Source organism: Pedobacter nyackensis, assembly GCF_032678475.1.
Classification (GTDB): Bacteria; Bacteroidota; Bacteroidia; order Sphingobacteriales; family Sphingobacteriaceae; genus Pedobacter; species Pedobacter nyackensis_A.
The window spans coordinates 357,558-384,258 of record NZ_JAVTSF010000004.1; the positions used below are offsets into that span (position 1 = coordinate 357,558).

Consider the following 26,701-nt stretch of genomic DNA (forward strand, 5'->3'; position numbering starts at 1 on the left):
TTATTGTAATTCTATTTGTACTGATAATCCTTTTCCTATTCTACTCCCGGCAGCAATAGATTGATTCACAACCCTTCCACTACCTTTCACTTTTGCCTTTAAGCCCGAATTCCCTAATAGATACAAAGCATCTTTTAAGCCCATTCCACTTACATCAGGCATCACACCTTTTACAGCGTTATATTCTTCATAAACAATCCCATTACTGGTATCTACACTATTAAAATAGTCTGACTTAGCAGCATACAAAGCTTTAATACCTAAAGCATTATAAACTCTTTTAACCGCCTTACTATGACCAGCTTTGGCTTCAGGTTTAATCGTATTCCCTACATAATGTTCTGGAATGCTATTGTACATCTCCATATCACTTGCATATATACGATCAGCAATCTCCTTAAATACTGGTCCAGCCACGGTAGCACCGTAATAACCATTTTTCGGACCGTTAATCGATACGATAATAGAATACTTAGGTTTATCGGCAGGAAAATAACCACAAAATGAAGCCTGATAGCTTCGTTTTCCTTTATAACCTCTACTTCCATCAGCAACCTGCGCGGTACCAGTTTTCCCGGCAACCCTATATAAAGGAGAACCCATCAATTTACCAGTCCCTTTAGTCACTACCGCTTCCAGCATCGCCTGTAGCTTTTTAACGGTTTTTTCAGAACAAATCTGATCAGCAATTACCCTTGCCTGAAATTGCTCTATCGGATTACCCAAACGACGTATCTCTCTTACAAAAATTGGAGAAATATATTTTCCGTCGTTAGCTACAGCATTGTAAAATGCCAGCATTTGCAATGGTGTGATCTGCATTTCATAACCATAAGCCATCTGCGGCAAAGTCATATTTTTGTTCCAGCTCTTAAATTTCGGATTCTTAATCACAGGCTTAGTTTCACCCGGAATCTGCAAATCCAACTTCTCATTCATATGAATATCATACAAATGATCAGTAAACTGAGAAGGATTATCCTGATAATGTGTATTTACCAATTTAGCAATTGCCGTATTTGCAGACTGCTCAAAAGCCTTCATTACAGTCACTGTACCTATACCGCCATGAGAATCTCTAATGGTATGCCCAGGAATCCGATAAGTACCATCACCGGTAGCCACCAAAGTATTGGTATCTACCTTTTTATCTTCCAGCAAAGCCATGTACGAAGCCAGCTTAAAAGTAGAGCCAGGATCCTGGCTACCGCCTATTGCGTAATTAAATTTCTCTTCATAAACACCCTCACTCACCCGGGTATAATTAGCTACAGCCCTAACCTCGCCGGTATTCACCTCCATCAAAATCACGGTACCATGGTCTGCATCACTAATTTTCAATTGTTTCTCCAATGCACTTTGTGCAAGATCCTGCATATTGATATCGATAGTAGATATAATGTCTGCTCCCTCCTTAGGCGCAACCTCAGCTTCATCATTAACAGGCATCCAAACTCCGCCTGAAATACGCTGCACCAATCTCTTTCCACTCTCACCATTGATGTAATCGCCGTAGGCGCCCTCTAAACCAACACCATTAGCCACATTTTCATTCTTATAACCAATTGTTCTGGCCGCTAAGAATTTAAATGGCCTGATCCTTTTATTTTGCTGAACAGCAATCAACCCCCCTGTATATTTACCAATATTATACAAAGGAAAAGTTCTGATTGTTTTCAATTCCTGATATCCCACCTTACGTTTAATCAACAAATAGCGTACGCTATCCCTACGGGCAGCCCGCAGATAACGCGAATATTCTTTAGGCGTTTTATCCTTAAAGAATCCGGACAACCTGAAAGCCAATGAATCTACCTTTTCATTAAAAACATCATTATCCTGTATTCCACCCGCAAACATATCCATCCTTAACTCATACTCCGGAATAGAGGTAGCCAGCAGACTTCCGTCTACAGAATAGATGTTTCCTCTCGCGGCATCAATGTTGATATACTTTGTAGAGAGACTATCGGCCATGGCACGCCACTTATGTCCCTCCACAAACTGTACATCGCATAGTCTGACCAACACTGCCACGGCAAGCAGTACAATCAGTCCGAAAGACAGATAAACACGCAATAATATGTTATCTCTAATATTCATTACTGTTTATTACAATTTTTTTTGGTGGCTCAGTTAACTCTTTAATTCCTAACGTATCTACTTTCTTAGCTACTTCTGTCAGCTTACTCTTAAACATCAGATCAGCCTTCAGCGACTTATATTCCCAACTCAGCTCTTTTACTTCTTTATTTAGTTTATCAATATTCCTAATATTCTTAATCGCCATATGGCTATTGGCTATGTAAAGCATACATAAAACCGAAAGAAATATCAAAAACGGCAACATCTCCGTAGCCGACTCCTTACTTACCACACCTTCAGTAAACAACTTTTTAAAAAAAGCATTACTACTTTCAAGTTCTTTTTGTTTAGGCCTGGGCTTAACCTTAACTTCAATCTCCTCCTCTAATTCCGGCTCTTCATCAAGATGCTCCCTAAACCTGTTGTTCATAACCTTTCCCCCACTCTTAACTTCGCACTTCTTGAACGACTATTTTCCTGCAACTCAAGCTCATCAGCTACGATTGCTTTTCTTGTTATTGCTTTAAAAGGCTTTTGCTCATTACCAAAAAAATCCTTATCAACTTCACCTCTCACTTTTCCCTTTGCAATAAAATTCTTTACAGGCCTATCTTCTAGCGAATGATAAGACATCACCACCAAACGCCCTCCTGGCTTCAATACATCAGCCGTCTGAAGTAAAAAATCTTCCAGCACCTTCATCTCAGCATTCACCTCAATACGTAAAGCCTGAAAAACCTGAGCCATATACTTATGCTCTTTACCTTTTGGAATATGAGCAGCAGCAACTGCTTTAAAATCCGCAAGCGTCAAAACTGGTCGATCAACTCTACCAGTCACAATAACCCTTGCTAAAGACTTCGCATTTTTAACCTCCCCATAAATACCGAAAATTTTATGCAAGTGATCTTCAGTATAAGTATTCAAAACATCGGCAGCCGTCAACTTACCTTGCTTATCCATACGCATATCTAAAGCCGCATCAAATCTTGTAGAAAAACCTCTTTCAGGTTCATTAAACTGATGAGAAGAAACACCCAAATCGGCCAGAATACCATCAACAGCTTTAAAACCCAGTAAACGAAGATTATTTTTAAGAAAGGCAAAGTTCTGATCCACAAAATGGAAACGCGGATCATCGATTTTATTTCTTTGCGCATCAGGATCCTGATCAAAAGCAATCAAAACACCGTCTTTACCTAAATTTTTAAGGATCTCACGAGAATGTCCACCACCACCAAAAGTCACATCCACATAGACGCCATTTGGCTTAATATTCAAACCATCGATACACTCCTTTAATAAAACCGGTACGTGGTAATTATTTTCCATCTTCCCCCCTATTCTTATTTCCCATTACTTCCTGAGCAAGGAAAGCGAAATTCTCAGGCTCACTATCAAACAAAGCTTCGTAAGCTTTCTTAGACCAAACTTCAATCTTATCAAACTGACAAGCTAAAACAAGATCATCACTAATTTCAATACCTACAGACTCCAATAAAGACTTCGGCAAATTAACCCTTCCAGCAGCATCAAGCGTTAAAGCCGTCGCGCCACGGGTAAAATATCTTATAAACTCTCTTGTTTTTGGTTCGTACTGGTTCAACTTGCTCATCTCCTCCACCATGCTTTCCCATACTTTTTTGGGATAAAGAACCAAATGCTTTTCAAAACCACGGTTAATTACAAGTCCCTCATCCTCAACATTAGGCAATTGTTTTTTCAGACCCGAAGGGACCATCAAGCGGCCTTTCGCATCTAATTTACAATCAAATTCTCCTAACAGTTGAACCATTTTTATATGTGCACTTTTTATGTAGTGTAAAAATAGATATTTCTACCACTTTTTACCACATTCTACCACAAAAAATTATCAACATAATTCATACCAATATTTTTCTGCCTTTAAAGCATCAAAAACGCAGAAAATATGGTGGGAAACAAAAACAGGCGTCTCGTAAAAACGAAACGCCTGTCCTAAAAATAAGTCTTAACCTTAACCGTTAATCGCCTTAACGCCAGGCAACTCTTTACCTTCCATATACTCAAGTAATGCTCCACCACCTGTAGAAACATAACTTACTTTATCTTCTAAATTGAATTTAGCGATAGCTGCAGCAGAATCGCCACCACCAATTAACGAGAAAGCACCATTTTCCTGGGTTGCAGCAACAACGGCATCAGCAACAGCACGTGTACCTTGCTCAAAATTTGCCATTTCAAAAACCCCCATCGGCCCATTCCAAAGCAAAGTCTTAGAACCAGCGATCACTTTCGAAAACAACTCAATGGTTTTAGGACCAATATCCAGGCCCATCCAGTCTGCCGGAATCTGACCTGTATCAACAGTCCCTTTACTTGCCTCATTGTCAAACTTATCTGCAATAACAGTATCTAACGGTAAGTATAAGTTCACACCTTTTGCTTTTGCTTTCTCTACCAACTCCAGACATAGCGCCATTCTATCTTCTTCTAACAGAGAGGTTCCGATCTCACCGCCCGCAGCCTTTGCAAAAGTATACGCCATACCACCACCAATAATCAGATTATCTACTTTATCCAGCAAGCTCTCAATCAACAAAATCTTATCAGATACTTTAGCACCACCCATTATAGCAGTGAAAGGCTTATCAGCACCATGGTTTACTTTTTCAGCATTTTTCAATTCCTCAGCCATTAAATAACCGAAGTATTTATCTGTCGGGAAAAACTCAGCAACAATTGCAGTGGAAGCATGTGCGCGGTGCGCTGTACCAAACGCATCATTTACATATACATTTCCTAACTTAGCTAATTTCTCAGCGAAGTCACGGTCACCTTTTTCTTCTTCCTTATAAAAACGAAGGTTTTCCAAAAGTAACACCTGACCAGGCTCAAGATTTCTTGCTTTTTCAGTCGCTTCAGCACCAATACAATCATTAGCAAACTTCACTTGAAGATCAAGCATTCTTGATAAATCACCCAGGATATGTTTCAGCGAATATTTATCTTCAGGTCCGCCTTTAGGACGACCTAAGTGAGACATCAAAATTACAGCACCACCATCATTCAATATTTTATTGATCGTAGGCAATGCAGCACGCATTCTCTTATCATCCGTAATATTAAAATCTTTATCCAAAGGGACATTAAAATCCACCCTGATTAAAGCCTTTTTATCTTTGAAATTGTACTGATCGATTGTTCTCATTTTAAATCTTTTGTTTTATTAATACGGTTTGGTTTGCGTTTATCTATGAAATGGCCTTGCTCATTTTAAAATGCGGACCTATGCCCTGCACTTCAAATTCATCGGAAATTACTTCAAAACCAAGCTTTTTATAAAAACCGACGGCAGAACTCCGCGCATGACACCAAATATAAGAAGCATTAACAGATCTTAGCTCATTAATTGCAAATTTAATCAGTTCAGCCCCGTAACCATTCCCCGAAAAATCCGGATCGGTAGCCATCCCCCGTAATCTGAAGCCTCCATCACCTATTTCTACACAATCCTCAGGATAAAAAGTAGCAACAGATACTATTTTATGACCAATAAACCTTCCCAGATGAAAATTTCCGTCATTTCCATCTGTTGGAAAAATACTTTTATCTATCCCTGCATTGTTTCTTAACACCCGATTCCTTAAATCAAGAGTATCCCCGGTAGATATATATTTAATCATAGTTTTTCTTAATTCGCTGTACTACATCAACCAATCTGGTAGAATAACCGGACTCGTTGTCATACCAACCCACAACTTTTACAAGATCACCAACAATAGAAGTAAGCTGTGCATCAAAAACACAAGAATGAGGGTTATCTAAAATATCGACGGAAACAATAGGATCCTCAGTATATTCTACAATAGTTTTCATTTCATGTTCGGCCGCTCTTTTAAAAGCTAAATTAATTTCGGCTATCGTGGTAGGCGATTTTAAGATGCAGGTAAAATCTGTTAGCGACCCATTCAACACCGGTACTCTTATCCCCGCACCACCAAGTTTTCCCTCCAGATGAGGAAAAATATTTGTAATAGCCTTGGCAGCTCCAGTACTGGTAGGGATGATAGAGGCCGAGGCTGCCCTTGCCCTTCTTAGGTCTTTATGCGGTGAATCATGCAAATTCTGATCACCAGTCATAGAATGCACAGTCGTAATATAACCATCCAATATCCCCCAGTTATCGTCCAATATCTTTACCATAGGAGCGACATTGTTGGTGGTACAAGAAGCATTTGAAAGCATAGGAGAACTAAAATCTACCTCAGTATCATTTACACCGAGCACTACCATTGGCACATCTTTATCTGTAGAGGGTGCAGAAATCAACACCTGTTTTGCCCCTGCTTTCAAATGTAGTTCAGCACCGGCACGACTCGTAAACTTACCTGTCGACTCCAATACAAGGTCTATACCTAAATCACCCCATGGCAAATCTTCAGGTTTAGCCTTGCCATACACATAAATCTTTTTGCCATTAATGATTAAGGCGCCTTCCTCATAAGTAACATCACCTTTAAAACCACGATGAACCGTATCGTACTTAAAAAGATGGGCAAGCGTAGCTATATCACCAAGGTCGTTTATCGCAACAACATTGATATTTCGCTCAAGTGCAGCACGTAAAAAAATACGCCCTATTCTTCCAAAACCATTAATCGCTAATTTCATTTTGCTCGTATAAATATGCGCGCAAAAGTACCCATATTCTTTAAATCTATGGTAGTATTATCCGTCATAAATAAATAAGATTATTTATCTTTCTTCACCTCGGAGAGTCTCTTTTTTTGGTCCTTTAAACGACTTTCCAAACGTTGTTGTTTTTCAGGGTCATTCACAGGTTCTACTCTCTTACTTATCCAGGCTTCATATTGCTTAGCCTGGTATTCAGCGTCAAAAACTTTATCATGAACCTCAAAACGAACAACTTGATTCGCAATAGGATTTAATACTGCATCAACGGGAGTCTGCCAATCCTCCCACACATGTGCTATAAGTAATGATTTACCTGCCGGAATCTTCGCAGACACCACATCCAGGTAATCCGACCTATTCTCAGCACGCAATGTTTCGCCTGCCGACCCCGCAATCATACCTCCTGCAACGCCGACAACAAAACCTAGAGGTCCCGCCAAAAGGCCGATCATTCCACCCACCAGTGCACCGCCTACCGCACCAGATCCTTCAGCCTTATCTCTTGCAGATTTTATAGACGTTTCCCCTGCTTCATTTTTGCTTAACAAATATGACTCTCCCAAAGACAGGTCTTCAGCCAAATCCAATTGCTGTAATCCGTGTAATCCTCTGAATGCTTCAATCTCATTATCAAACAGGGCGTGAATTATCTTTTCCATATCTTATATATATAAAATAAGACAAATGAAACAGAAGCTTTGTTTTGTGGCTGGTTTGATCCATTATAAATAAATTCGCATTAACGAAATGAAAAAGAAAGGTAGAAATCATCAGGAATACCTATTACCAACAATATGAATGAAGGAACCAGATTTATACTACGTTTCTTGTTGCTTTTCCTTACTTTTTATGGTTTCAACATAGGCTATATAGGAATAGTCAGTCCCGGTGGATTATATATTCCATTCCTCGATGAGCACTGTAATTACATCGCAATATGGCGCAACCTTTATATATCCGTAGCAGCAAAAGCGCTTGAAATAATGGGTTACACGGTTTCCACTACCGAGATCAGTTTAAAAGTTCAGGGACACTCAGGGTTCCGGCTTGTTTATTCCTGTCTCGGATATGGAATCATGAGTTGCTTTTCAGCATTTACACTCTCATTTCCAAAGCCAATCCGTTCTCGCCTTACTTTCCTGCTCACCGGATTATTGGTAATTCTAATTTTAAATCTATGCAGATTTATACTCCTACCTTTATTTTACAATCCCCAGGTAACCATATTTTCGGCAAACCATCATGACATTTTCAATGTGGTCTTATATATAATACTATTAGCGGTGATGTACAAATGGGTAAATACCTAATTATTCAAACTTTCCTTCTTTGTTCAACAGGTCGAAATACCTATCCAGATTAATACCCAGCGACTCTTCAAAAGCTGCTTTCAAATCTCCAGGTTGCGGATGTTTTCCTTTCCACTTATTAAAATACAACTTAAAAGCATTATCCATTTTTTCTCTACCCACTCCATCTTCCAACACATATAACCACAAGGCAGTCTTAAGGTAAGAGGCAGTACTATACTCATCAGAGGTCGTAAACTTATCCGAGGGAATATCGATGGCAGACTTCATTGGAATTCCACTCAACGCACCGTAAATAGATGCGAGAAAATCCTTAACGGGAAGCGCCTGAACTTCGATTGGAATGGCATCACCAAATATAGAGTTCGACCTATACTTTTCAGCCTCATATCTAAACTGAAAATAGGTATTTAAGCCCTCATCCTGCCAGGCATGCTGACGCTCGTTGCTACCTAACATACTCATAAACCAGTTATGACCTACCTCATGAGCAATTACAGCATCCAGCGATTCTTTTTTCGCATCAGGGCTGGTAATCAGCGTTATCGTCGGATATTCCATTCCACCACTGGAGTTATTTTTAGGCCCCTCTACCACTTGCACAACCGGATATTCGTATTCACCAATCCACTTACTGTAACGCTTGACCGCATCCTTGGCATAATCAACACTATAATTCCATAAAGTACTGTCTTTGTTATGATAATAGGTAAATGCGTCGATCACTCTTCCGGATTCAAGCTTTAACGTATCATACTGAATCACAAAATCCTTGTCGGCAAACCACGCAAAATCAGGCACATTATTTATTTTATAATTTAACTTCTTAACGCCGGTTTTAATTTTCGGGGTGTAAAGCACAGGCTTAGCATCGCGGTTAGCTACGTTTTTTGCACCTAAGCTTTTATACATAGCCAGCTCATCTGCATTTTGCAAAACACCCGTTGCACCTACCACATAGCTTGAAGGAACTGTAATATTCACATTAAAAGAAGCATAATCACTGTAAAACTCACCCATATCCAGATATGGAAACTCATGCCAGCCATTCTTATCAAAAACAGCAGGTTTTGGATACCATTGACATATCATAAACTCTCCATCGGCAAAACCAGATCGTGAAAAATAAGAAGGTAATTTCACTTTAAAGTCGGTAGTAATAGTTACAGAATCTCCAGACTTTAATGGCGTAGCAAGTTTCACCTTAATCACATCAATATATTGAGGATTAGGATGCGCTTCTGTAGCAGCAACTCTTCCGTTTATTTTAAAGTTTAATCCTTCTATACTACCGTACGTATATTTTTCCAGCTTCTCAGCCCTTGTAGTATCATTTTTTAATTGATGAAATAACGCGGTATTTTCATTTTTATAGGCATTTGGCCAGATATGAAACCAGATAAAATTAAGTGTTGAAGGCGAATTGTTCTTATAAACAATTTTCTCAAATCCCTTTAACGATTTTTCCTGATCGTTTAAAGCTACATCAATATTATATCTGACCTGTTGCTGCCAGTATTTTTCCTGTGCAAAAACAAAGGAGCTAAAAAAAATCAAGAGGAGAGTCAAGCACTTTTTCATAGGTATATTTTATATGTCTAACAACCTGTAGTATCGTCAGGGTGGGAAAGATAATAATTTTTTCAAAACCTATTGTACTCCCTACTGTTTAATGATAGTAAACGTATAAATCGCATTCCAATGAAAGCTCCTAAATCGAAAACAGAAAAAGCAGAACTGGCCGACCGGAAAAAAGCGAAAGGTGCTGAACCTGAAAATGCCACATCAGCAAAAGATGCAAAAAAGGTAAATGTTAATCTGACAAAGAAGCGCATTCACCCTGATGGATTAGATAAATGGAATGACCGCTTAGATCGCAACTTAGAAAGCGAGAGAGAGGGAAATGCCGAAGCGGATGAAAATGCCCGGGATTACTCAGAAAAATATGGCAGTGGTGATCAATCTGATGAGGATTAATCACCACTGCCTCAACCTATGCTAACATTAATCTATGTCTGCAAATTCCCAGGCACTCTGATAAGCATCAGCTTTTTCAGCGTAAGTAATAAAATCAGCATAAAAAGGTAATCTCGATAGTGTTGCGCTATCCCCTATTACAACGAGTTTCTTTCTTGCCCGTGTCATCGCCACATTCATACGCCTGATATCAGATAGAAACCCGATTACACCATCAGCATTACTACGGGTAAGTCCGATATAAACAATATCTCTTTCCTGCCCCTGAAAACTATCAATTGTATTGACTGAAATTTTATGCATATACGACTGCAAAACCGGATGATTCAACAATAAATCCTTTAACACATGGATCTGATGTTTATAAGGAGAAATTACAGCAATTGTAGGAAAGTTCTCCTTGTTGTAAATCAAGCTTAGTTTTACAACCAGCTGCGTTAAGTGTTTTAATAAAAACACAGCCTCTTCGGTGTTGTAAGTACTTGTTCCTTCTGTTTGCTCTTCAAAACCGCAGCCGGCAGTATCAATAAAGTTCAATGCTGTATCATCAGGAAACAACAAGTGTCCGGCAACAGATTCATGTGCTTTCAACTTCCCTTCATAAAACACAGACGAGGAATAAGTCATAATCTGGGTATTCATCCTATACTGTTCTTCCAGCAAAACAACAGCTTGCGGGTGCAGCGCGACACACTTTTCCAGCAATGTAATACTTAAGCCTGCTCTTGCTGCTTCGTTCGACTTTATGGTAGGCGACAGCTGGCAATGATCACCTGCCAAAATAACCTTTTGTGTCTTCAATATAGGTATCCAGCATGCAGGTTCCAGTGCCTGACCAGCTTCATCAATAACCACCGTATCAAACTTTCGGTCTTTAATGGTATAATGACTTGCCCCAACTAAGGTTGCCGTTACCACCTGCGCCTTCTCTATCAGGTCCTCCATGATATACTGTTCCGTATTGGCTACAGATTTCATGATTTTATGCGCCTCATCAAAAAGCGCCTTACGTTGCTCTTTTTCTGCTCTTCCAAAATTCCTTTTGTACTTATGGGCCATGTTCTTATACTCAGAAGCCTGCTTTTTCAAGTCTTTAACTTCTTTTATACTGGCATGAGCAGCCATTTTGCTATCCAGAGTTAGAGAAAATAGTTTCTCTGAGACCCTGGCAGGATTACCTATACGCAAAACATTCAAACCTTCATCTGCCAATTTCTCACTTAACAAATCAACAGCTGTATTGCTTGGTGCAACGACAAGAATTTGCTTGCCTTTCTGTTTAATTAATGCTTTAATAGCTTGCACCAGTGTAGTGGTTTTACCCGTTCCCGGCGGGCCATGCACAATGGCCAGCTGCTCTGCAGCAACAATCCTGTTTACAGCCTGCTGCTGAATTTCGTTCAACTGATCAATGCGATAATGAAAAATATCGTCTGCAAATGAAGGCGCGTCTGTGCCCATTAACACTTTTATCAAATGATGATCATCAGCCTGCTTATTCCGCAGCTCAGCAGATTTAACAGCCCACTGCATTTCGTCATAGCTGTGATCATCAAAAAGTACATCTACACCTAATTTACCATCTCTGGTCCAATCCGGCAATTCATCTGTACGCAACGTAATTTTTAGTCGGTTACCACCCTGATAAGCAATAACTCCTTCTACCCTATCATTTTTAGGATCATGATTAGAAAACAATACCGCCGGCATGCCGAACCGCAACTGATGTTGCAGATCCTGGTGTGTGGTACGTTCCACCTCAACAGTCAGGTAATCGCCTCTGCTCATTTCCGATCCACGGATAGCAATGGGATACCAGGTTAAGCCATTTGCTCTGCGTTCCGCAACAGACAGCGTTTCCTTCTGTTTGATATAAGCTTGTAAATCCTCTTCACGCTCCGTTTTAAGCAGATCAAGCAGTTTTTTAAAATAAGGCATCCGCAAAGATAATCAACCTATTTACAATCATTTGTTAAACAGATATAAAATTAATGCACGCTAAGTGTATGGTTCAGCCTATTATATCCGGTTTCTTCTTCCCAAACATTGTTATTCGCTAAACGGATACAATACTCTGTTCTATCCGCGATACTTGCATACGCATCGGGTAAATGAAGCAGCATTTCATACTCACCAGCTGCAAAGTCCGAAGGTATTTTTACACTTTCCTCTACTTTAAAAACTCCTGAATACCATTTCCTTACATCAGTATTCAGATTAAATGATTTTATTGCACCATTTGTTTTATTTCGTAGCACCAGCTTTATTGTTCTTTTATTATACGGAGATGCATAACCTACATTTTTAACATTCAGCACTAAATTTAACGTTGTACCTTTCACAACATTATCTGGCAACACTGCAGATTGTAACACAAAACGATAGCCCAGGTTTTTCTTGATATTCTCCATGCAGCCACCGCTCTGCCAATCATTATTAACAGCAGTATTGTAATGTGCATTGAGGTAACTAAAATGCATCGCAGTAAGTTCTTCCTGCGCTTTGCCAGCTGGTTCACAATCATTAAGACTATAATCATCTGAACAGGTTTCACCGCCAACAACGACATAACGGCTATCAGCCTTCATGTAATCTCTTAGTGTATTTAAAACAGCACCATCCGACGTCCTTGGCCCACTGCTATTACCATAATCCTCAAAAGTTCCAAAATCGTTCGTACTAGCTAGAAAACAATCATTATGAAAACCAATACGCGATTCATCTGATGTTGAAAATGCCATAGCTTCGGCAAGAGAAGGTGAAGAAAGCGGGGAATTTACACCATACAAAAAGCGCTGCTTAAACTGTGGATAGCGAACCTGAACCATCCTGTCAACCGGCATAGCAGCCAGCAAAGCTTTCAATACCTCTACCCGGTCGCGCCAGTTCTGATCTGTCAATGTACTGTTCTGCCCACCGTTTAGCGAAGCATCTCCGAAAAAATCAGTATAATAATTCTCTCCCCATGTTCCGATAAAGCCAAGCTGAACACATGCAATTACATCAGCATTCTCTGTAAGCACCGTTTTAAGCTGTCCGATATGTCCCAAGACTACAGTTTTAGCTGCGTCACCGTAAGTAGGACAAATAAATCCTTCCGGACAATTCCCCGGAGTTGCGGTAACCGTGTAAACAAAACGTGGAATCAATTTAACGCCGGCAGTTCTTGCAGCAGTCATATCTTTTTTAATGTTACTCAAAAAAGAATCTGAAATCGGCGTAGTTGTTATATTATCCAGGATATAATACCTAAAAACAAGTGTACTATAAACTTTGTAATTAGCACTTGAAATATCCTGCAAAGTACGATACGTTTTAAGCTGCGCGGCATCAAGCACACTATAGTTACTTGCTTTAGTTTCCGAGTAGCGGTAAAAACCCCGTTCGGGATTCGGAAAGTCTTCAGTACTTTCCGAATAAGTTACATTAACCTTCTCTATTTTAACCAGGTTTGTGCTATCGTCTTTGCAAGACCCAAAAACTGCACTCACAAATAGGGGTAGCAGAAAACAATTGACTATAAATTTTATATTCATGATGAAAGTCTTTTAGATAAAATTATTTAAAGCTTAAAAAAAATACTGCGCTTATAGAGCCAGTAGCATAGTGACCATTCTAACACAAGGGTACATAATGCAGTTATTACTGCACCTAAATTCGTTGATATGCCAAAAAACGTAGCTAACATCCCACCTGTAAAAATCCCAACAGTACCGTTCAACCATTGTACACCGACAGTTTCGAAAAATATATAAATGAATATGGCATTCATCCCCATAACAGAAAATATCCATATGTGTTTTACATACTGTTTTACGTCTACCAGCCAATATGCCAGGGCCAGCATAATTAAAACCCAGCCACCGGAAGCGAAGACAAAAGAACTTGTACTTATTCTTTTTACAATAGGGGTAATCTGTGTAACATCCAGTCCAAATCCAATCAACAGTGCCAGCAAACCAAAACCAGTCAACATCTTTATTTTATAAGATGCTGACCGGGCTGATATCAAAAGTTTACCTGCCAACACCCCCCATATTGTATGAGCAGCCGTTGGTATGGCATTAATTGCTACCCATCCATCCGAATTGATTTTACCCATAAGCAATGTATCTACATAATTCCCAAAATTATGACCATCAACAAAGGGCTGATCAAAACCTGGAATTTGTATAAAACGATACATCATCTCTGTGAGCAGCAATAACCCAAGTGAGCAGATCAGCTGCCAGGTATACGTTTTACCAATAATCAGATATGCCACCAGCGTGGTAAAAGCCAACTGTGTCAGTACATTCCACAGCTCCCAAACCAACTTCCCGGCATATATACAATGAAGACCAACACCAAACAGAAAGAGTTTTAAACTTCTGTTTAAAATATGGCTCCAGTTTTTCTCCCAACTACTCCCCTTTTCTAGTTTACGACTATAGGAGATATACATAGCAGCACCAGCCATAAACATAAACGCTGGTTGCACCAGATCCCAAAAGCGTAATCCATGCCAGCTATGATGAAAAAACTGTTCTACAAGCATTGCTGCCGGTTCAGCTGGATTAAGCGCTTTAAGTGCAAAATATAAATGGCAGCTTTCCGCGCATAGTAATAACATAATCATCCCCCGCATTACATCAAGAGATACTACACGCCCGGTGGCTAATTGATTTGGTGTATTTTTAGACATAGAAAACTTTTTTTTAAAATGCTACTCACTCATATCGAGCAGAAATGCCGAAGCCCCCGCATCAGGAATACTACCCAGGGTTACCGACCAATCATTTTTCGTTGCCATAATACCTATTCGCATTCCACTACCAGTTAAACCTTTTAATTTTCCACGCGCAATACGCATTTCAAATTTTAAAATACCAGCTGCCTCCGTAATTGTCCCTACTGTATAAGCCTCAGAAATAGATTGAGGATCGAAAGTAAAACTATTTTGCGGCCCCTTATGATAAAAAATATCCAGGCCAGAAGTTAATAATTGCCCTTCAAGCAAAATATCAAATCCACCATCGGTATAAGCACTTAGTAAGCCTGTCGCGGCACTATTATCAGCATCAATATAAAAGTCGAAGATATCTCCATTCGCTTTTTTAGAATTCATTTCAGCGAATATATAAATGTAATTGCCATCGTAATCAAATTTTGCTGAACGAAAAATTCCTCCATTTGGTCCCGCGGTAAGGACATTTGCCGTAACATTGTCCCAATCACCTAAAGTATTATCATCCAATTTAACAGGTGATGTCTTGGCAATTCTGATCACTGTAGATGCTTCAACCACTTTCCCATTCATCGTCGCATACAAAGTGGTCACGTATTTACCTTTACCGGGATACTCATGTACAGGGTTGGCCTCGGTTGAAGAAGAACCATCACCAAAATCCCATCTGTAAGCAGAGATACCTGTCGTAACCGTTTTAAAAGTCACCTCATTGCCATCCACTGTAAGATCATAAAGCAAATCAGTTAGCTTCTGGGTATTATCCTTTTTACAGGATCCTGTTATGATAACCACTGTGATCATCATCAACAGTCGAAATATACTTTTTTTAAAATTTCTCATCTCAATAAAATATTTGTAATCAACATTTTAAAATTGAATTATTGATTTTGCGTAGCAAGGTTATTACTCAATACCTCATCAATTGGTACAAAGTAAATGGTCCTCGGGTTGGTATAATCTACTGACATATTCGCATAACCTGTAGGTGTTTTACTCAGATCAATATCCGTTTCTTTTAACCCGGCAAGGTGATAACCCCAGTATGCTTTGTTCATTGCTCTTTTATTGCGATAAAGATCGTATGTCCTATGCCCTTCAAATGCCATTTCTATACGTTTTTCTTCTAAGACAACATCCAGTGCAGTATATCCTGAAGGCACTACTTTATTGTACAATGAATTTTCCAATCCGCGGTTTTTACGAATCATATCTACATCATCCAGGGCCCCTGCTGTATTGTTTAACTTAGCTTGTGCTTCTGCCCTGTTTAAATACATTTCCGATAAACGGAACATGATTGGAGAACTTAAATTAGGGAGTCCACCCTGAAAAGAAAACTTACTGATATAATGTACCTCGATACCATTTTTCTTCTGGATCACTCCGGCATTATCCTTTAATGGTACGATATACGACCAGCGAACATCCTCCGGGTGTTTTGACATCACATTTCTCAACGAGGATGAAGCATATTCCTCACCCCATCCAGAGTTCCCATCAGAATAAATCATAGATGCGATGGATCCAAACTTACCATAGTCGTCAGCTGCTGTAAAGGCGACACAGAAAATTGTCTCTGCGCTTGTTTGGGCATTTGCGAATAAAGTAGGGTAAGTTGCAGCCGTCATCAAAGTAAACCTTTTAGAGTTGATCACCAGGTTTGCATAGTCAATTGCTTTTTGGTTATCCTCTTTGTATAAGTTTACACGTGATAACAACGCCCATGCAGCTTCCTTTGATGCATATTGCACAGCTCTTGTCTGAGTCATTAAAGATGCAGCCTTCTCTGCATCTGCAATTACCGAGGCATATACTTCCGAAACACTCGCTCTTTTCTTTTTCGAAGGGTCGGTCAGATTAGTACGCAAAATAATTCCATCAGCTGCGGGGTCTACCGTATAAGGTTTCCCGAACAACCTAACCAGGTTAAAATGACAAAATGCACGTAAAAAATAGCATTCCCCCAGCAACTGCAATTTTGCGGGGTCCTGAGTGCCAGATTTCTCAACGGCATTTATCACTGTATTTACACCAGTAATAATTTTGTAAGATACATACCAGAAATACCTGGTATTACCCTGGGAAGGTGAATGTCCAAGGCTAAAACTATAAAACAACGGATCAGTAGTTACCTGTCCACACACAATATCATCACTGGCAAAATCAGACAAATGATAAAATTGACGCAAATACATATTGTTATTGTCAGTCGTTCCATTAAATTCAATATGATCTTTAAATAAGGCGTAAGCGCCGTTTAAGGCATTCGTTAAACCATCACTCGTGTTGATCAGCGTTTCTGTACTAATCGCATCACTTGGTAAAACATCAAGATTTTTACAGCTATTTCCAACAATCAACAGGAAAAAAACTATGGTAAATAAATACTTTTTCATATGCTTAAAAGTTGAAGTTTGCAGTAAATAAATATTGTCTGTTATTAGGGTATTTAAAGTCAGACACTCCCGGGGTCACGAAACTTCCTGAATTGATAGTTGTTTGTGGATCCTGCCCCAGGAAGTTAGAAAACGTAGCCACATTATCGGCTGTAATTCCCAGGGTAATAGCTTTAAAATTTAATTTGCGAACCAGGGCCTGAGGCAGTGCATAACTCAATGCAACATTTCTAATGGTAAAATAACTACCATTTTTAAGATACCTTGTGGAAGTTTCTGTAGAATTCGCTGAATTCTGAGGACTCGGTTCCGTAGCATCTGTATCGCCGGGACCAGACCAGATCTTAGCCCCATCAGGTAATCTGATTTGATTATAATAAGGTTCATGCCCATCGTTCATCATAAAACGAAGGTTATTACTAAAGACTTTATTGCCATAGTTAAAGTAAGTACTTACGCGCAGGTTGAAGTTTTTATAACTAAAGCTATTATTAAACCCTCCCTGATATTTAGGCAGCGCCGATCCTGATTCCTGAATTGTAGCTTCGGCATAGTTCAATGTTTTCTCGGTTGCAACAGCTTTTCCATCCTCATTGTAAATCAGTTTCTCCCAAACTGGTGCACCAGTTTGACCATCAACTCCTAACCATTTAGGCATGTAAAATTCATAGAGATTACCACCGTTACGATAGATTTGCGAAATACTCCAGGATCCCGTCTTCACAATATCTGCCGGTAAACCATAGAGCTTATTGCTGTTAAAATTTATAGTAAAATCTGTAGTCCATTCAAAATCCGTTGTTTTTACATTTGTAGAATTGATTCCCAACTCAATTCCTTTGTTAATTACATTACCTGCATTTTCCCATTTCGTTTCAAATCCAACAGACAAGGGTTGTGAAACCTGCAATAGTAAATCCCTGGTATTATTACGGTACACATCAACAGTCAGGTTTACTCTTTTAAACAAACCAATATCAACACCAGCGTTAATCTGATGTTTACCTTCCCATGTTAAATTAGGACTTTCCAACTGGTAAGGCACTGCTCCAATTAGTGAATTGTACTGGGTTGTTAAAGAATACAGACCAAGGTACCTGGACGCACCAATATCCTGAGTTCCTGTAATACCATAACTCAATCTGAATTTTAAGTTGTCGATCGTATTACTCTCTTTCAGGAAATCTTCATTACTGGCCAACCATGCCCCTGATACGGATGGGAATGAGCCATAACGGTTATTACTTGGAAAAGCAGATGATCCATCAACACGAAATGACCCCGATAAAAAGTACTTACTTTTGTAATTATAGTTAACCTGTGATAAAAGAGACTGCAGGTAGTTCTTATTTGTGTAACCGTTTACAAGCTGGCTATTTGACACCACATTAAGTACCTTAAGTCCTTCCGGCAACCCTTTACCTGAAGCTCCCGAATACTCAGTTTGTCCACCTTCAAACGCCCCTCCTGCCAATCCAGAAATAGAATGATCACCCAACTGAAAATTAAACTTCAACAAGTTGTTCGAGATTACGCCATAGTTTAACGTATTCAGTTCATCTAAAAAACCTGTACCATGATAGGTTCCAGCTACAAGTGGAGAGAAATAGTTTTTCCCCTTATTAAATCCAACTGCACCTCTGTTCGTGCTGGAAAAAGTTAACCATTTATTAATGTTATAATTTAAGCCAAAATCATAATTCACGTCAAACCCTTTGTAAGGATGTTCAGAATTCTGTACCGTATGTATGGGATTAATTTTATCGCGTGACCACCATTTAAAAGTCGATGTTCCATCTACATAGACTGGTGCTCCATTAGCGTCATAAGGATTGTCCCATGGCAGATTTAAAAAAGAATAGTAAACATCCATATAGTCATAACTCTTGCCCATTGAAGCGCTAAGATTAATGTTATTTGTAACACTTAATTTCTTAGAAAAAGTATAAGTGGAATTGGCACGGAGATTAATACGTTGGAAGCCTGTGTTCAGAAAAGTCCCTTTTTCATTATAGTAAGAGGCCCCTACATAATAATTATTCTTTTCCGTACTTCCACTGGCCGACAAATAAAATGCATTAACCGGGGCAGATTTGAAGGATTCTTTCGACCAGTCATAGTCCTGATTTAAAAGTGACAATGGACGTTCTCCATAAAATTTAATCAGGTCTATTTTATATGAATTATCTGCTGCGCCAACAATATAATCTCTATAAAATTCTTTCTGATAATCGTACAGTTCCGCACTGTTCATTACATCCAGTTTACCAAAATCAGCAGTTCTAAATCCTGATGTAGCCTTAAACTCGAAATTAGTTTCTCCTGATGTTGCACGTTTAGTCGTAACGATAATCACACCTGCGTTAGCCTGGGAGCCATAAAGTGCAGTGGCACCAGCATCTTTCAACACGGTAATCGATGCAACATCATTGGGATCATAATTCCCACCGATAATACCATCGACAACCATAAGCGGACTTTGGTTTGCATTTACTGAAGATACTCCCCGCAATCTGATTTCGGGCGTAGTCCCAGGTGCCCCTGAGCTGTTTACCACTTGTAAACCTGCTACTTTTCCCTGCAGCATCGTACCAATATTGTTCGCCGTCACATCTTTTAGTTTTACGGAAGACACAACGGTAACTGCACTCGTCAGTTCATTTTGTTTTTTACTATCATAACCTACCACAATCACGTCACTAAGCTGGCCAACATCTTCTATCAATGTGATCACCAATGGTTGGTTCTTAACAACGTTTACCTCTTTACGGATATATCCAATAAATGACACCACAAGCGTTACAGGCTCTTGTACATCTTTTAGCAGGAACTGTCCCTCTTCATTTGTACTAACAACCATACTTTGCCCTTTAACACTTACAGAAGCTCCGGGCAACGGCCTTCCCTGACTATCAACTACCTTACCGCTGATATCGATTTTAACCGGTAAAGCTGCCATTTGCCGGGTGAAAGATTTTTCTACCGCCTTAATGAGAATCACTTTCTGATCTATTTTATACGTCAGTTGCAAATCCTTTAGTAAAGTATTCAATACCGTTTCTAACTCTACATTCTTAAAATCAGCATTAATAAGAAGATCTCCATTTACATTCTGATCTGAATACAACACTTTATAGCCGGTCTGCTTCTTGATCTCCTGAAAAACCTGGCGTAAAGCGACCTGTTGTCTGTTGTAACTGAATCGTTGTGCAAAAGTAGATGCACTTACCTGCAGTAAACAACTGGTCATTATAATGATGATCAAGTTAATTCTCATTAGCAATTTTCTTTTATCGACGACAGCAAATTGCCGGTTAGCCGAATTTCTAATTGATAAAATTTTTGGGTATAGCCACTGATAGGACACACCTAGGTTAAAAGTATATATTTTCATACCTTTGGAAGCTTGGGTTAATACGTTAAACTGATCTGGAATTTGTTTTTATGGTTAACTCAAATATGGCTATGGAAGTACTGGAATACTTTCATAGCTTTTTTATTAGAGCTTTTCTTAAAACCAACATGGAAATATCAGCTTGCTTTGCCTTTGATTCTTTTCATCTTTTGTTTTGTTTAGTTGATAATTATTGGTTAGTTTATTTTACTCTTATGGTTTTCCCCACTATGGAGAAACGTACATCACTGGTTTCTTCCAGCATTCGTAATACGACAGACACATTTTCGAATTTGGAAACAGAGCCAGTAAAAGTTGGGACATCCGCTTCTGATCGCGTATAAACAATATCGACGTTATACCATCTCGATACTTTTCTTAAAATATCAGTTAAAGGTTCTTTGTTAAAAATGAACTCGCCATTTTTCCAGTCTATCACATCACTGGCATTAACTGCTTTTACATTTAGCTCTCTGCCGGAAAAAGAAGATTGTTCACCTGGTGCAAGCACAATACGGTCGTTCACTTTTACAGATCCTTCCAACAATGTTGTCCTGATACTATGCTCATCATGATAAGCATTCACGTTAAAATGCGTACCCAGAACTTCTATTTTCTGCTTATCAGCAACCACTATAAAAGGCATCCTGCCCTCCTGTTTATTTCCCTCCTTACCCTTACCCGTCACTTTAGCTACCTCGAAATAAGCTTCCCCAGTTAACTCTACTTTTCTCACTTTTTTTGAAGAGAAATCAACTGGATATTTTAACGAAGAGGCTGCGTTAAGCCACACTTTAGTTCCATCAGGGAGATTCAGCTGATACTGTCCCCCTCTTGGGGTTTCAATAAGATTATAATGATCACCTTTTCCTATCGCCTTTTGATCTGTAATCGTATAAATAAGTTGTCCATTAGGTGTTTTAATAATTTTGATACCAGCCTGTGTGGCTATGGCTCCGTTTGATACATCAGTTAGGCTAATTTTTCTTCCATCGGCCAAAGTTAAATAGGCTTTGCTTCCTCCAGCCTGAACATCCTGAGCGTAGGATGGTATAAGAGTATTATTTTTTGAATTACTGTTTCTATAAAAATAAAATGCAGCACTACAAACCAACATCAAACATGCTGCAGCGGCAACCGTCGACCATAAAAGTCTTCTTTTTTTAATCTCGGGTATTCTTTTCTCTTGAATATCTGACCATAAATCCGCACTCAAAGCTTCCAATTCTTGTTCAGAAAGCTCAGAATCTTCATCCTGATGAAGTTGATGCAACCAATACCTGGCAATCTCCTGTTCCTCCGGCGTTCCATTTCCTGAACTAACTTTTTCTAGTATGGTTTTAATATCTTTTTGCATCGTCTTTTACTGCCGGTTTTAACCTAATTAAAGACTAAGACGATTCAAATAAGACCATTAGGTACACGTATCTAAAAAAAGAAGAAACAAAAACATAAAACACTAAATACCAAACAGATAATTTACAGAAAAGTTAAAAACCAACAATACAGAAATATACAAGAAGACCAAGTTTAACTTTCAGATGTTTGAGCGCGCGTTTCATTTGAGTAGATACGGTATGTTCCGAGAGACTAAGCTCGGCCGCAATTTCTTTGGTACTCAAAAAGTATTTCTTTTTCAAAGTATAGATCTCGCGCATTTTAGGGGGCATTGCCAATATTTCATTTTCGATTAGCAGCACAATATCTTTTTCCCGAATTAAATAATCTGCATCCTCATTACTAATTTCAATAGAATGTCTCCCGCTATCTATATATTTTCTGATGATACCTTTGTGTTTCATCACATCGAAAATCCGATTAAGAACAGCTTTATAAAGATATCCGGATAAGGTGGTGTTTAACTGGAAATCACTACGTTTATTCCATAGCCAGGTAAAAACATCCTGAACAAGATCTTTAGCCTCTTCCCGGTTCCGTAATTTCTTGTATGCATAGATCAAAAGAAGTTTATCATATCGCAGATAAATTTCACGGAAAGCAGCATCATCGCCTTCTTTTAATAAAAGGGCAAGCTCCTGGTCAAAGCATGTGCTGTAATTGATCATAAATCTATCTCCCCGTCTGAATACAAGCCGGTTTTAAACTCAATATTAACAAATTAATTTGGTTTATGATAACTGAAATAAACGTAACTGAACTGTTTTTGCCTTAAGATAGAAGCGATTGTAAGCATATTTAGTGAGCGTTTGTTCGTTCCTTGTCCATTCCTACCCTGAGTTTACATTTACTTGAGCATTAACTTATACTTAACAAGGCCTTAGTAGGGCGTTACTAGGGCTAGGGGGTAAAGCAAGGCCCTAGTAACCCCCTTGTAATACCGAACCCAGACAATCAGCTGAATTAACTTTTAAGCAAAAAAAGTTTAAAAAAAAACGCCAAATTCCAAAACAATCAACAATTATAAATCGTTGTAATTGACGTAAACCTAATTTTTTATGAAGAGATTTTATATACTTATCCTCACCCCCCTATTATCACTAAATATCCTGGCTCAAAATCGCTCTACCACGAAACAAGATGTGATTCAAAAAACCAATGGAGAAGGAATGAAGGGTCGACTGACTAAGATAACAGATACAGATGTTCTTTTATTTATTCAGGAGGAACGTTGTGTTAAAGAGATCTCCATTGTATAGAAAATAACTAATTTAGTGCCCTACTAACATGTAACATTTATGAAAAAACTATTGTCAATGATCGCGCTGATAAGCGGTCCTTTATTGTTTGGTTGCAATTCAACTGAAAACAAAACTAACGATACCTTAAAAAATAATGACACCATAGTTTCCGAAGAAAAGTCAACAGCACTGCAAACAGATTCTACAACTTTACCTAAAAATACAGCTAATGAAAATACGGCTAATCTGGTGAAGGAAAAATTAACAGCTATGTTTCAGGATGATTTATCTAAAAAACTGATTGACGAACAAAGCAGGAAATTTAAAATCTTCGAATATAATATCAATGAAGATACTAAGAATGAAATCTTTGTTGGACTAAGCGGTTCTTACTTCTGTGGCTCCGGAGGTTGTACAGTTCTTTTACTGAGCCCGGACGGAGAATTGATTAATAGATTTACCGTTGTGGATTATCCCATCGCAATTGCCAACACTAAAACAAAGGGCTGGAAAGATTTAGTATTCACAAGTAATGGTAAAGAGCACCTGATGAAGTTTAACGGTAAAAAATACCCATCTAATCCAAGCATGGAAACTGTTTACAGCTCTGACTCCAAGGAAACTTTAGCCAAAGGTTTAGCTACTGCAGATCAATCCTATTCCTGGTAATATTTTTATTATCCGGGCTTATTTATTGAACTATGTTATATTAATTTAAAGGAATCACTTTATTTCTTTAAATTCCACTTAACAACAAAGGCAACTGTAAGCAGTTGCCTTTGTTGTTTTAACTTTTTTACAATTCAATGTAAAGCTATTTATTCAGCATATGAACAGCACTTAGCTCGGTATCGGCCTCAGTAAATACAAGATACACATCGTGCTTACCTCTAATTTCACTCAATGTAGCCGTTGTTTTGTTTTCTGCAGCGTTTACGGACCTGCCAATCATTGTTCCCTCATTAGAATCGATACGAATTTCAATTGCCCCCTTAACAGGATTTCTTTTCCCGGTAAACGAAATCCGTTTAATATCGGTCAGATCTACGTTATCTAACTTCAGATAAGCATTTTTCTTCTTTGAAATTGCAATCGTTTTATCCTGATTGAAGCCAACACCTTCCGACTGATTTATATCATTGATTTGTATTAATGGATTACGCAATACCAAAACACTTTCAGCAAATTGGGCAGGTACCTGATTAGCACCCCGATCCTTATAAGCAGCCCTAAAAATAAAGCTACCCTTATTCGTTTCTTCGGATTTTAAATTAGTGGTATAACTTCCTGTAACCGGTAAATTTTTATTAGCTGGTTGTTTATCCGCAACGCTAAGCACATATTTAATGATAGATTTAACCTCAGCAACGGGCATTGAAGAGTGAGCAGGCATCATTGCATCCCCCCAAACACCAGAGCCACCTTCTATAACCTTTTTAGTTAGCTTGTTTTCAGCAGTTTTATCATTTTTATACCTTAATGCAATGGCTTTTAATGATGGGCCTAATGAGGTAGCATCCAAGGCATGGCAAGCATTACAATCACTTTTTTTAATCAGTGCTTTTCCCAAAGCAAACTGCGCACCTGTATCGAATTTGTTTTGATTCTGTGCAACTACCGTCATGTCATAACCCTCGGCCAGATAGTTTATAGATACCGATACATGTGCAGGTTGTATCCTTTTATTTGCCAGGCTCCCGTCCTCTTTATCATAAACACTGACTGCATATTTGACGGTGTTACCTGGAAAGTAGAAACTTTGATTCCCCTGCGTAAAGTCAAATTTCACCACCGGGACAGCATTACCTGCGACTATTTCTACTGTTTTACTATTTTTCAGACCTTTTGGATCGGTTACCATTAATGTAGCCTTATAAATTCCTGCCGTACTTAGCACAACTTCCGGATTCTCCGTCCTTTTCGTTTGAACCAGCTTTCCATTTTTGATGATCTTCCATTCATATTTTAAAGAATCTCCATCAGCATCAAATGTACCCTTTGAAGAAAGCTGTATTTTTAAAGGAAGTGGCCCGGCTGTCCTGTTAACCGAGGCCATTACTGCAGGCTTACGGTTACCGCCATTGTATTCAATTTTTATAAGTTGTGCTTCCGGATTATCCTTAAAATACCCGTTACCATATTCCAATACATATAAACTTCCATCGGGACCAAACTTCATATCTATCGGGCCGTGCAATACCAGGTCTGGCATGAATCTTTCCATCGACTTATATTCGCCGTTTTCATCAAGTGTAACTGCAAAAATCCATCCACGTACCCAATCTGTGATCAACCACTTCCCTTCATAATATGTCGGGAATAAGTATTTAGCATTTTTGAAATCAGATTGGTGAAATATAGGCCCACCAACAGCACTACGTCCACCACTTCCCAAAAGCGGAAACTCTTCACTTGATCCATAAGGATACCAGATCATCGCATCTACAGTTGGAGGAAGAACGTTTAAGCCTGTATTGTTTGGCGAATTATTAACTGGCTTTAGAGGATCATACCATGGCCCGGATTCTTTTGTCGCAAAATTATAATGGCGATAAGCCTCTTTACCAATAAAATAAGGCCATCCATAATTACCTGCTTTTTTGGCTATATTAAATTCGTCATAAGATTTTGGGCCTCTCAATTCAGAAGAATTAGATCCATCGGGTCCAACCTCGCCCCAATACAACCAATTGGTTTTGCTATCTATAGTCAACCGCCATGGGTTTCTGTTACCCATAGTATAAATCTCCGGCCGGGTCTTCGGCGTTCCTACAGGGAACAAATTACCTTCCGGAATGGTGTAAGAACCATCTGGTTCCGGATGTATTCTTAAAATTTTCCCTCTTAGATCATTTGTATTGCCAGATGATTTTTGTGCATCACGCGGGCCTTCACCGGGCCGTTCGTCAATAGGTGTAAATCCATCTGACGATCTGGAAAAAGTATTATCTCCTGTACTTAAGTAAAGATTTCCCAGTTTATCAAACAACATACCTCCACCTACATGACAACATTCTTCACGTTGAACGACTACATCGAGGATCTTTTTTTCGGTAGCCATATTTAGCTTACCTCCTGTCCAGGTAAATCTGGAGAGTCTATTTACAGAAACACTTTTCGGAGAGTAAAAAACATAAATCCATTTGTTTTTGGCGTAATCCGGATCCAGAATTACCCCTTGTAATCCATCCTCCCCTTCTGAACGTTCCCCTGTTTTGCTGACATACTCTCTGCTTACAGCGAAATCTGCAACAATATCCATCTTATTTGTAGCAGGTGTGTACACTTTCAATTTACCTTTTCGCTCGGCATATAGAACCCTCCCATCATCCAATACATGGAACTGCATAGGTTCTTCTAATTTTTGCTGCAACACAACCTTTGTAAACCTGTTATCTTCCGGCTTTACCGGGCTTTGCGCAACTAATGTCGTTACCAAACCTGACCACAATGTCAAGCTCAATAAGAACTTCAGGGAATTTTTTTTCACTATA

Annotated in this window: 21 protein-coding genes; 3 read left to right on the forward strand and 18 right to left on the reverse strand. The window is 38.9% G+C overall.

The genetic code is table 11. The annotated features are described in order from the left end of the window. The 8 genes from R2Q84_RS15520 to R2Q84_RS15555 form a co-directional block, all read right to left on the reverse strand. Positions 1–2,103 carry a penicillin-binding protein gene (locus R2Q84_RS15520; protein ID WP_316817485.1) on the reverse strand — a complete coding sequence of 701 codons (2,103 nt, stop codon included), beginning with the start codon at positions 2,101–2,103 and terminating at the stop codon, positions 1–3. Beyond that, entirely contained in the window at positions 2,093–2,515 is a 423-nt protein-coding gene (locus R2Q84_RS15525; RefSeq protein WP_316817486.1) for an FtsL-like putative cell division protein, read from the reverse strand. Before R2Q84_RS15525 ends, R2Q84_RS15520 begins: the two co-directional genes overlap by 11 nt. Then, complete coding sequence (gene rsmH, locus R2Q84_RS15530) at positions 2,512–3,417, reverse strand: 16S rRNA (cytosine(1402)-N(4))-methyltransferase RsmH (RefSeq protein ID WP_316817487.1); 906 nt, start codon at positions 3,415–3,417, stop codon at positions 2,512–2,514. Before rsmH ends, R2Q84_RS15525 begins: the two co-directional genes overlap by 4 nt. Beyond that, positions 3,407–3,880: a division/cell wall cluster transcriptional repressor MraZ gene (gene mraZ / locus R2Q84_RS15535; RefSeq protein ID WP_316817488.1), complete on the reverse strand. Its 474-nt coding sequence runs from the start codon at positions 3,878–3,880 to the stop codon at positions 3,407–3,409. The genes rsmH and mraZ overlap by 11 nt, the downstream gene beginning before the upstream one ends. Before the next feature lie 201 nt (positions 3,881–4,081). Further along, entirely contained in the window at positions 4,082–5,275 is a 1,194-nt protein-coding gene (locus R2Q84_RS15540; protein ID WP_316817489.1) for a phosphoglycerate kinase, read from the reverse strand. A gap of 43 nt (positions 5,276–5,318) precedes the next feature. Continuing rightward, a complete protein-coding gene (locus R2Q84_RS15545; protein ID WP_316817490.1) occupies positions 5,319–5,750 on the reverse strand; it encodes a GNAT family N-acetyltransferase in 432 nt (143 codons plus the stop codon). Beyond that, a complete protein-coding gene (gene gap / locus R2Q84_RS15550) occupies positions 5,743–6,738 on the reverse strand; it encodes a type I glyceraldehyde-3-phosphate dehydrogenase (RefSeq protein ID WP_316817491.1) in 996 nt (331 codons plus the stop codon). The genes R2Q84_RS15545 and gap overlap by 8 nt, the downstream gene beginning before the upstream one ends. Before the next feature lie 80 nt (positions 6,739–6,818). After that, positions 6,819–7,421, reverse strand: a complete 603-nt coding sequence (locus R2Q84_RS15555; RefSeq protein WP_316817492.1) for a DUF1269 domain-containing protein — start codon at positions 7,419–7,421, stop codon at positions 6,819–6,821. 135 nt (positions 7,422–7,556) lie between these two features. Here R2Q84_RS15555 and xrtY point away from each other — a divergent pair, with 135 nt between their 5' ends. Beyond that, positions 7,557–8,072 (forward strand): exosortase Y, encoded by a 516-nt coding sequence (gene xrtY / locus R2Q84_RS15560; protein ID WP_316817493.1) that lies wholly within the window; start codon positions 7,557–7,559, stop codon positions 8,070–8,072. Here xrtY and R2Q84_RS15565 read toward each other — a convergent pair whose 3' ends face one another. Beyond that, on the reverse strand, positions 8,073–9,653 hold the full coding sequence (locus tag R2Q84_RS15565) for a M1 family metallopeptidase (protein ID WP_316817494.1): 1,581 nt from the start codon (positions 9,651–9,653) through the stop codon (positions 8,073–8,075). Between the two features lie 120 nt (positions 9,654–9,773). On the opposite strand from R2Q84_RS15565, the gene R2Q84_RS15570 reads away from it, so the two are divergent. Then, positions 9,774–10,049, forward strand: coding sequence for a hypothetical protein (locus R2Q84_RS15570; protein ID WP_316817495.1), 276 nt, complete (start codon positions 9,774–9,776; stop codon positions 10,047–10,049). A gap of 27 nt (positions 10,050–10,076) precedes the next feature. Here R2Q84_RS15570 and R2Q84_RS15575 read toward each other — a convergent pair whose 3' ends face one another. The 8 genes from R2Q84_RS15575 to R2Q84_RS15610 all read right to left on the reverse strand — a co-directional run bounded on the left by R2Q84_RS15575 (position 10,077) and on the right by R2Q84_RS15610 (position 22,634). After that, positions 10,077–11,987, reverse strand: coding sequence for an AAA domain-containing protein (locus tag R2Q84_RS15575; RefSeq protein ID WP_316817496.1), 1,911 nt, complete (start codon positions 11,985–11,987; stop codon positions 10,077–10,079). A gap of 50 nt (positions 11,988–12,037) precedes the next feature. Continuing rightward, complete coding sequence (locus R2Q84_RS15580; protein WP_316817497.1) at positions 12,038–13,585, reverse strand: DUF4832 domain-containing protein; 1,548 nt, start codon at positions 13,583–13,585, stop codon at positions 12,038–12,040. Between the two features lie 26 nt (positions 13,586–13,611). Beyond that, the gene (locus tag R2Q84_RS15585) at positions 13,612–14,733 is read right to left on the reverse strand and encodes a DUF5009 domain-containing protein (protein WP_316817498.1); all 1,122 of its coding nucleotides are present in this window, start codon (positions 14,731–14,733) and stop codon (positions 13,612–13,614) included. 21 nt (positions 14,734–14,754) lie between these two features. Further along, positions 14,755–15,618 (reverse strand): PKD domain-containing protein, encoded by an 864-nt coding sequence (locus tag R2Q84_RS15590; RefSeq protein WP_316817499.1) that lies wholly within the window; start codon positions 15,616–15,618, stop codon positions 14,755–14,757. Between the two features lie 38 nt (positions 15,619–15,656). Further along, positions 15,657–17,174 (reverse strand): RagB/SusD family nutrient uptake outer membrane protein, encoded by a 1,518-nt coding sequence (locus tag R2Q84_RS15595; RefSeq protein ID WP_316817500.1) that lies wholly within the window; start codon positions 17,172–17,174, stop codon positions 15,657–15,659. Positions 17,175–17,178: 4 nt separating this feature from the next. Further along, positions 17,179–20,451 (reverse strand): SusC/RagA family TonB-linked outer membrane protein, encoded by a 3,273-nt coding sequence (locus tag R2Q84_RS15600; RefSeq protein WP_316817501.1) that lies wholly within the window; start codon positions 20,449–20,451, stop codon positions 17,179–17,181. 319 nt (positions 20,452–20,770) lie between these two features. Next, entirely contained in the window at positions 20,771–21,925 is a 1,155-nt protein-coding gene (locus R2Q84_RS15605) for a FecR family protein (RefSeq protein ID WP_316817502.1), read from the reverse strand. Positions 21,926–22,058: 133 nt separating this feature from the next. After that, positions 22,059–22,634 (reverse strand): RNA polymerase sigma-70 factor, encoded by a 576-nt coding sequence (locus R2Q84_RS15610; RefSeq protein ID WP_316817503.1) that lies wholly within the window; start codon positions 22,632–22,634, stop codon positions 22,059–22,061. A 630-nt stretch (positions 22,635–23,264) separates the two neighbouring features. On the opposite strand from R2Q84_RS15610, the gene R2Q84_RS15615 reads away from it, so the two are divergent. Next, complete coding sequence (locus R2Q84_RS15615; protein ID WP_316817504.1) at positions 23,265–23,876, forward strand: hypothetical protein; 612 nt, start codon at positions 23,265–23,267, stop codon at positions 23,874–23,876. A gap of 145 nt (positions 23,877–24,021) precedes the next feature. Here the strand turns inward: R2Q84_RS15615 and R2Q84_RS15620 are convergent, their stop codons facing one another. Next, the gene (locus R2Q84_RS15620) at positions 24,022–26,697 is read right to left on the reverse strand and encodes a PQQ-dependent sugar dehydrogenase (RefSeq protein WP_316817505.1); all 2,676 of its coding nucleotides are present in this window, start codon (positions 26,695–26,697) and stop codon (positions 24,022–24,024) included. Between the last annotated feature and the right edge of the window lie 4 nt (positions 26,698–26,701).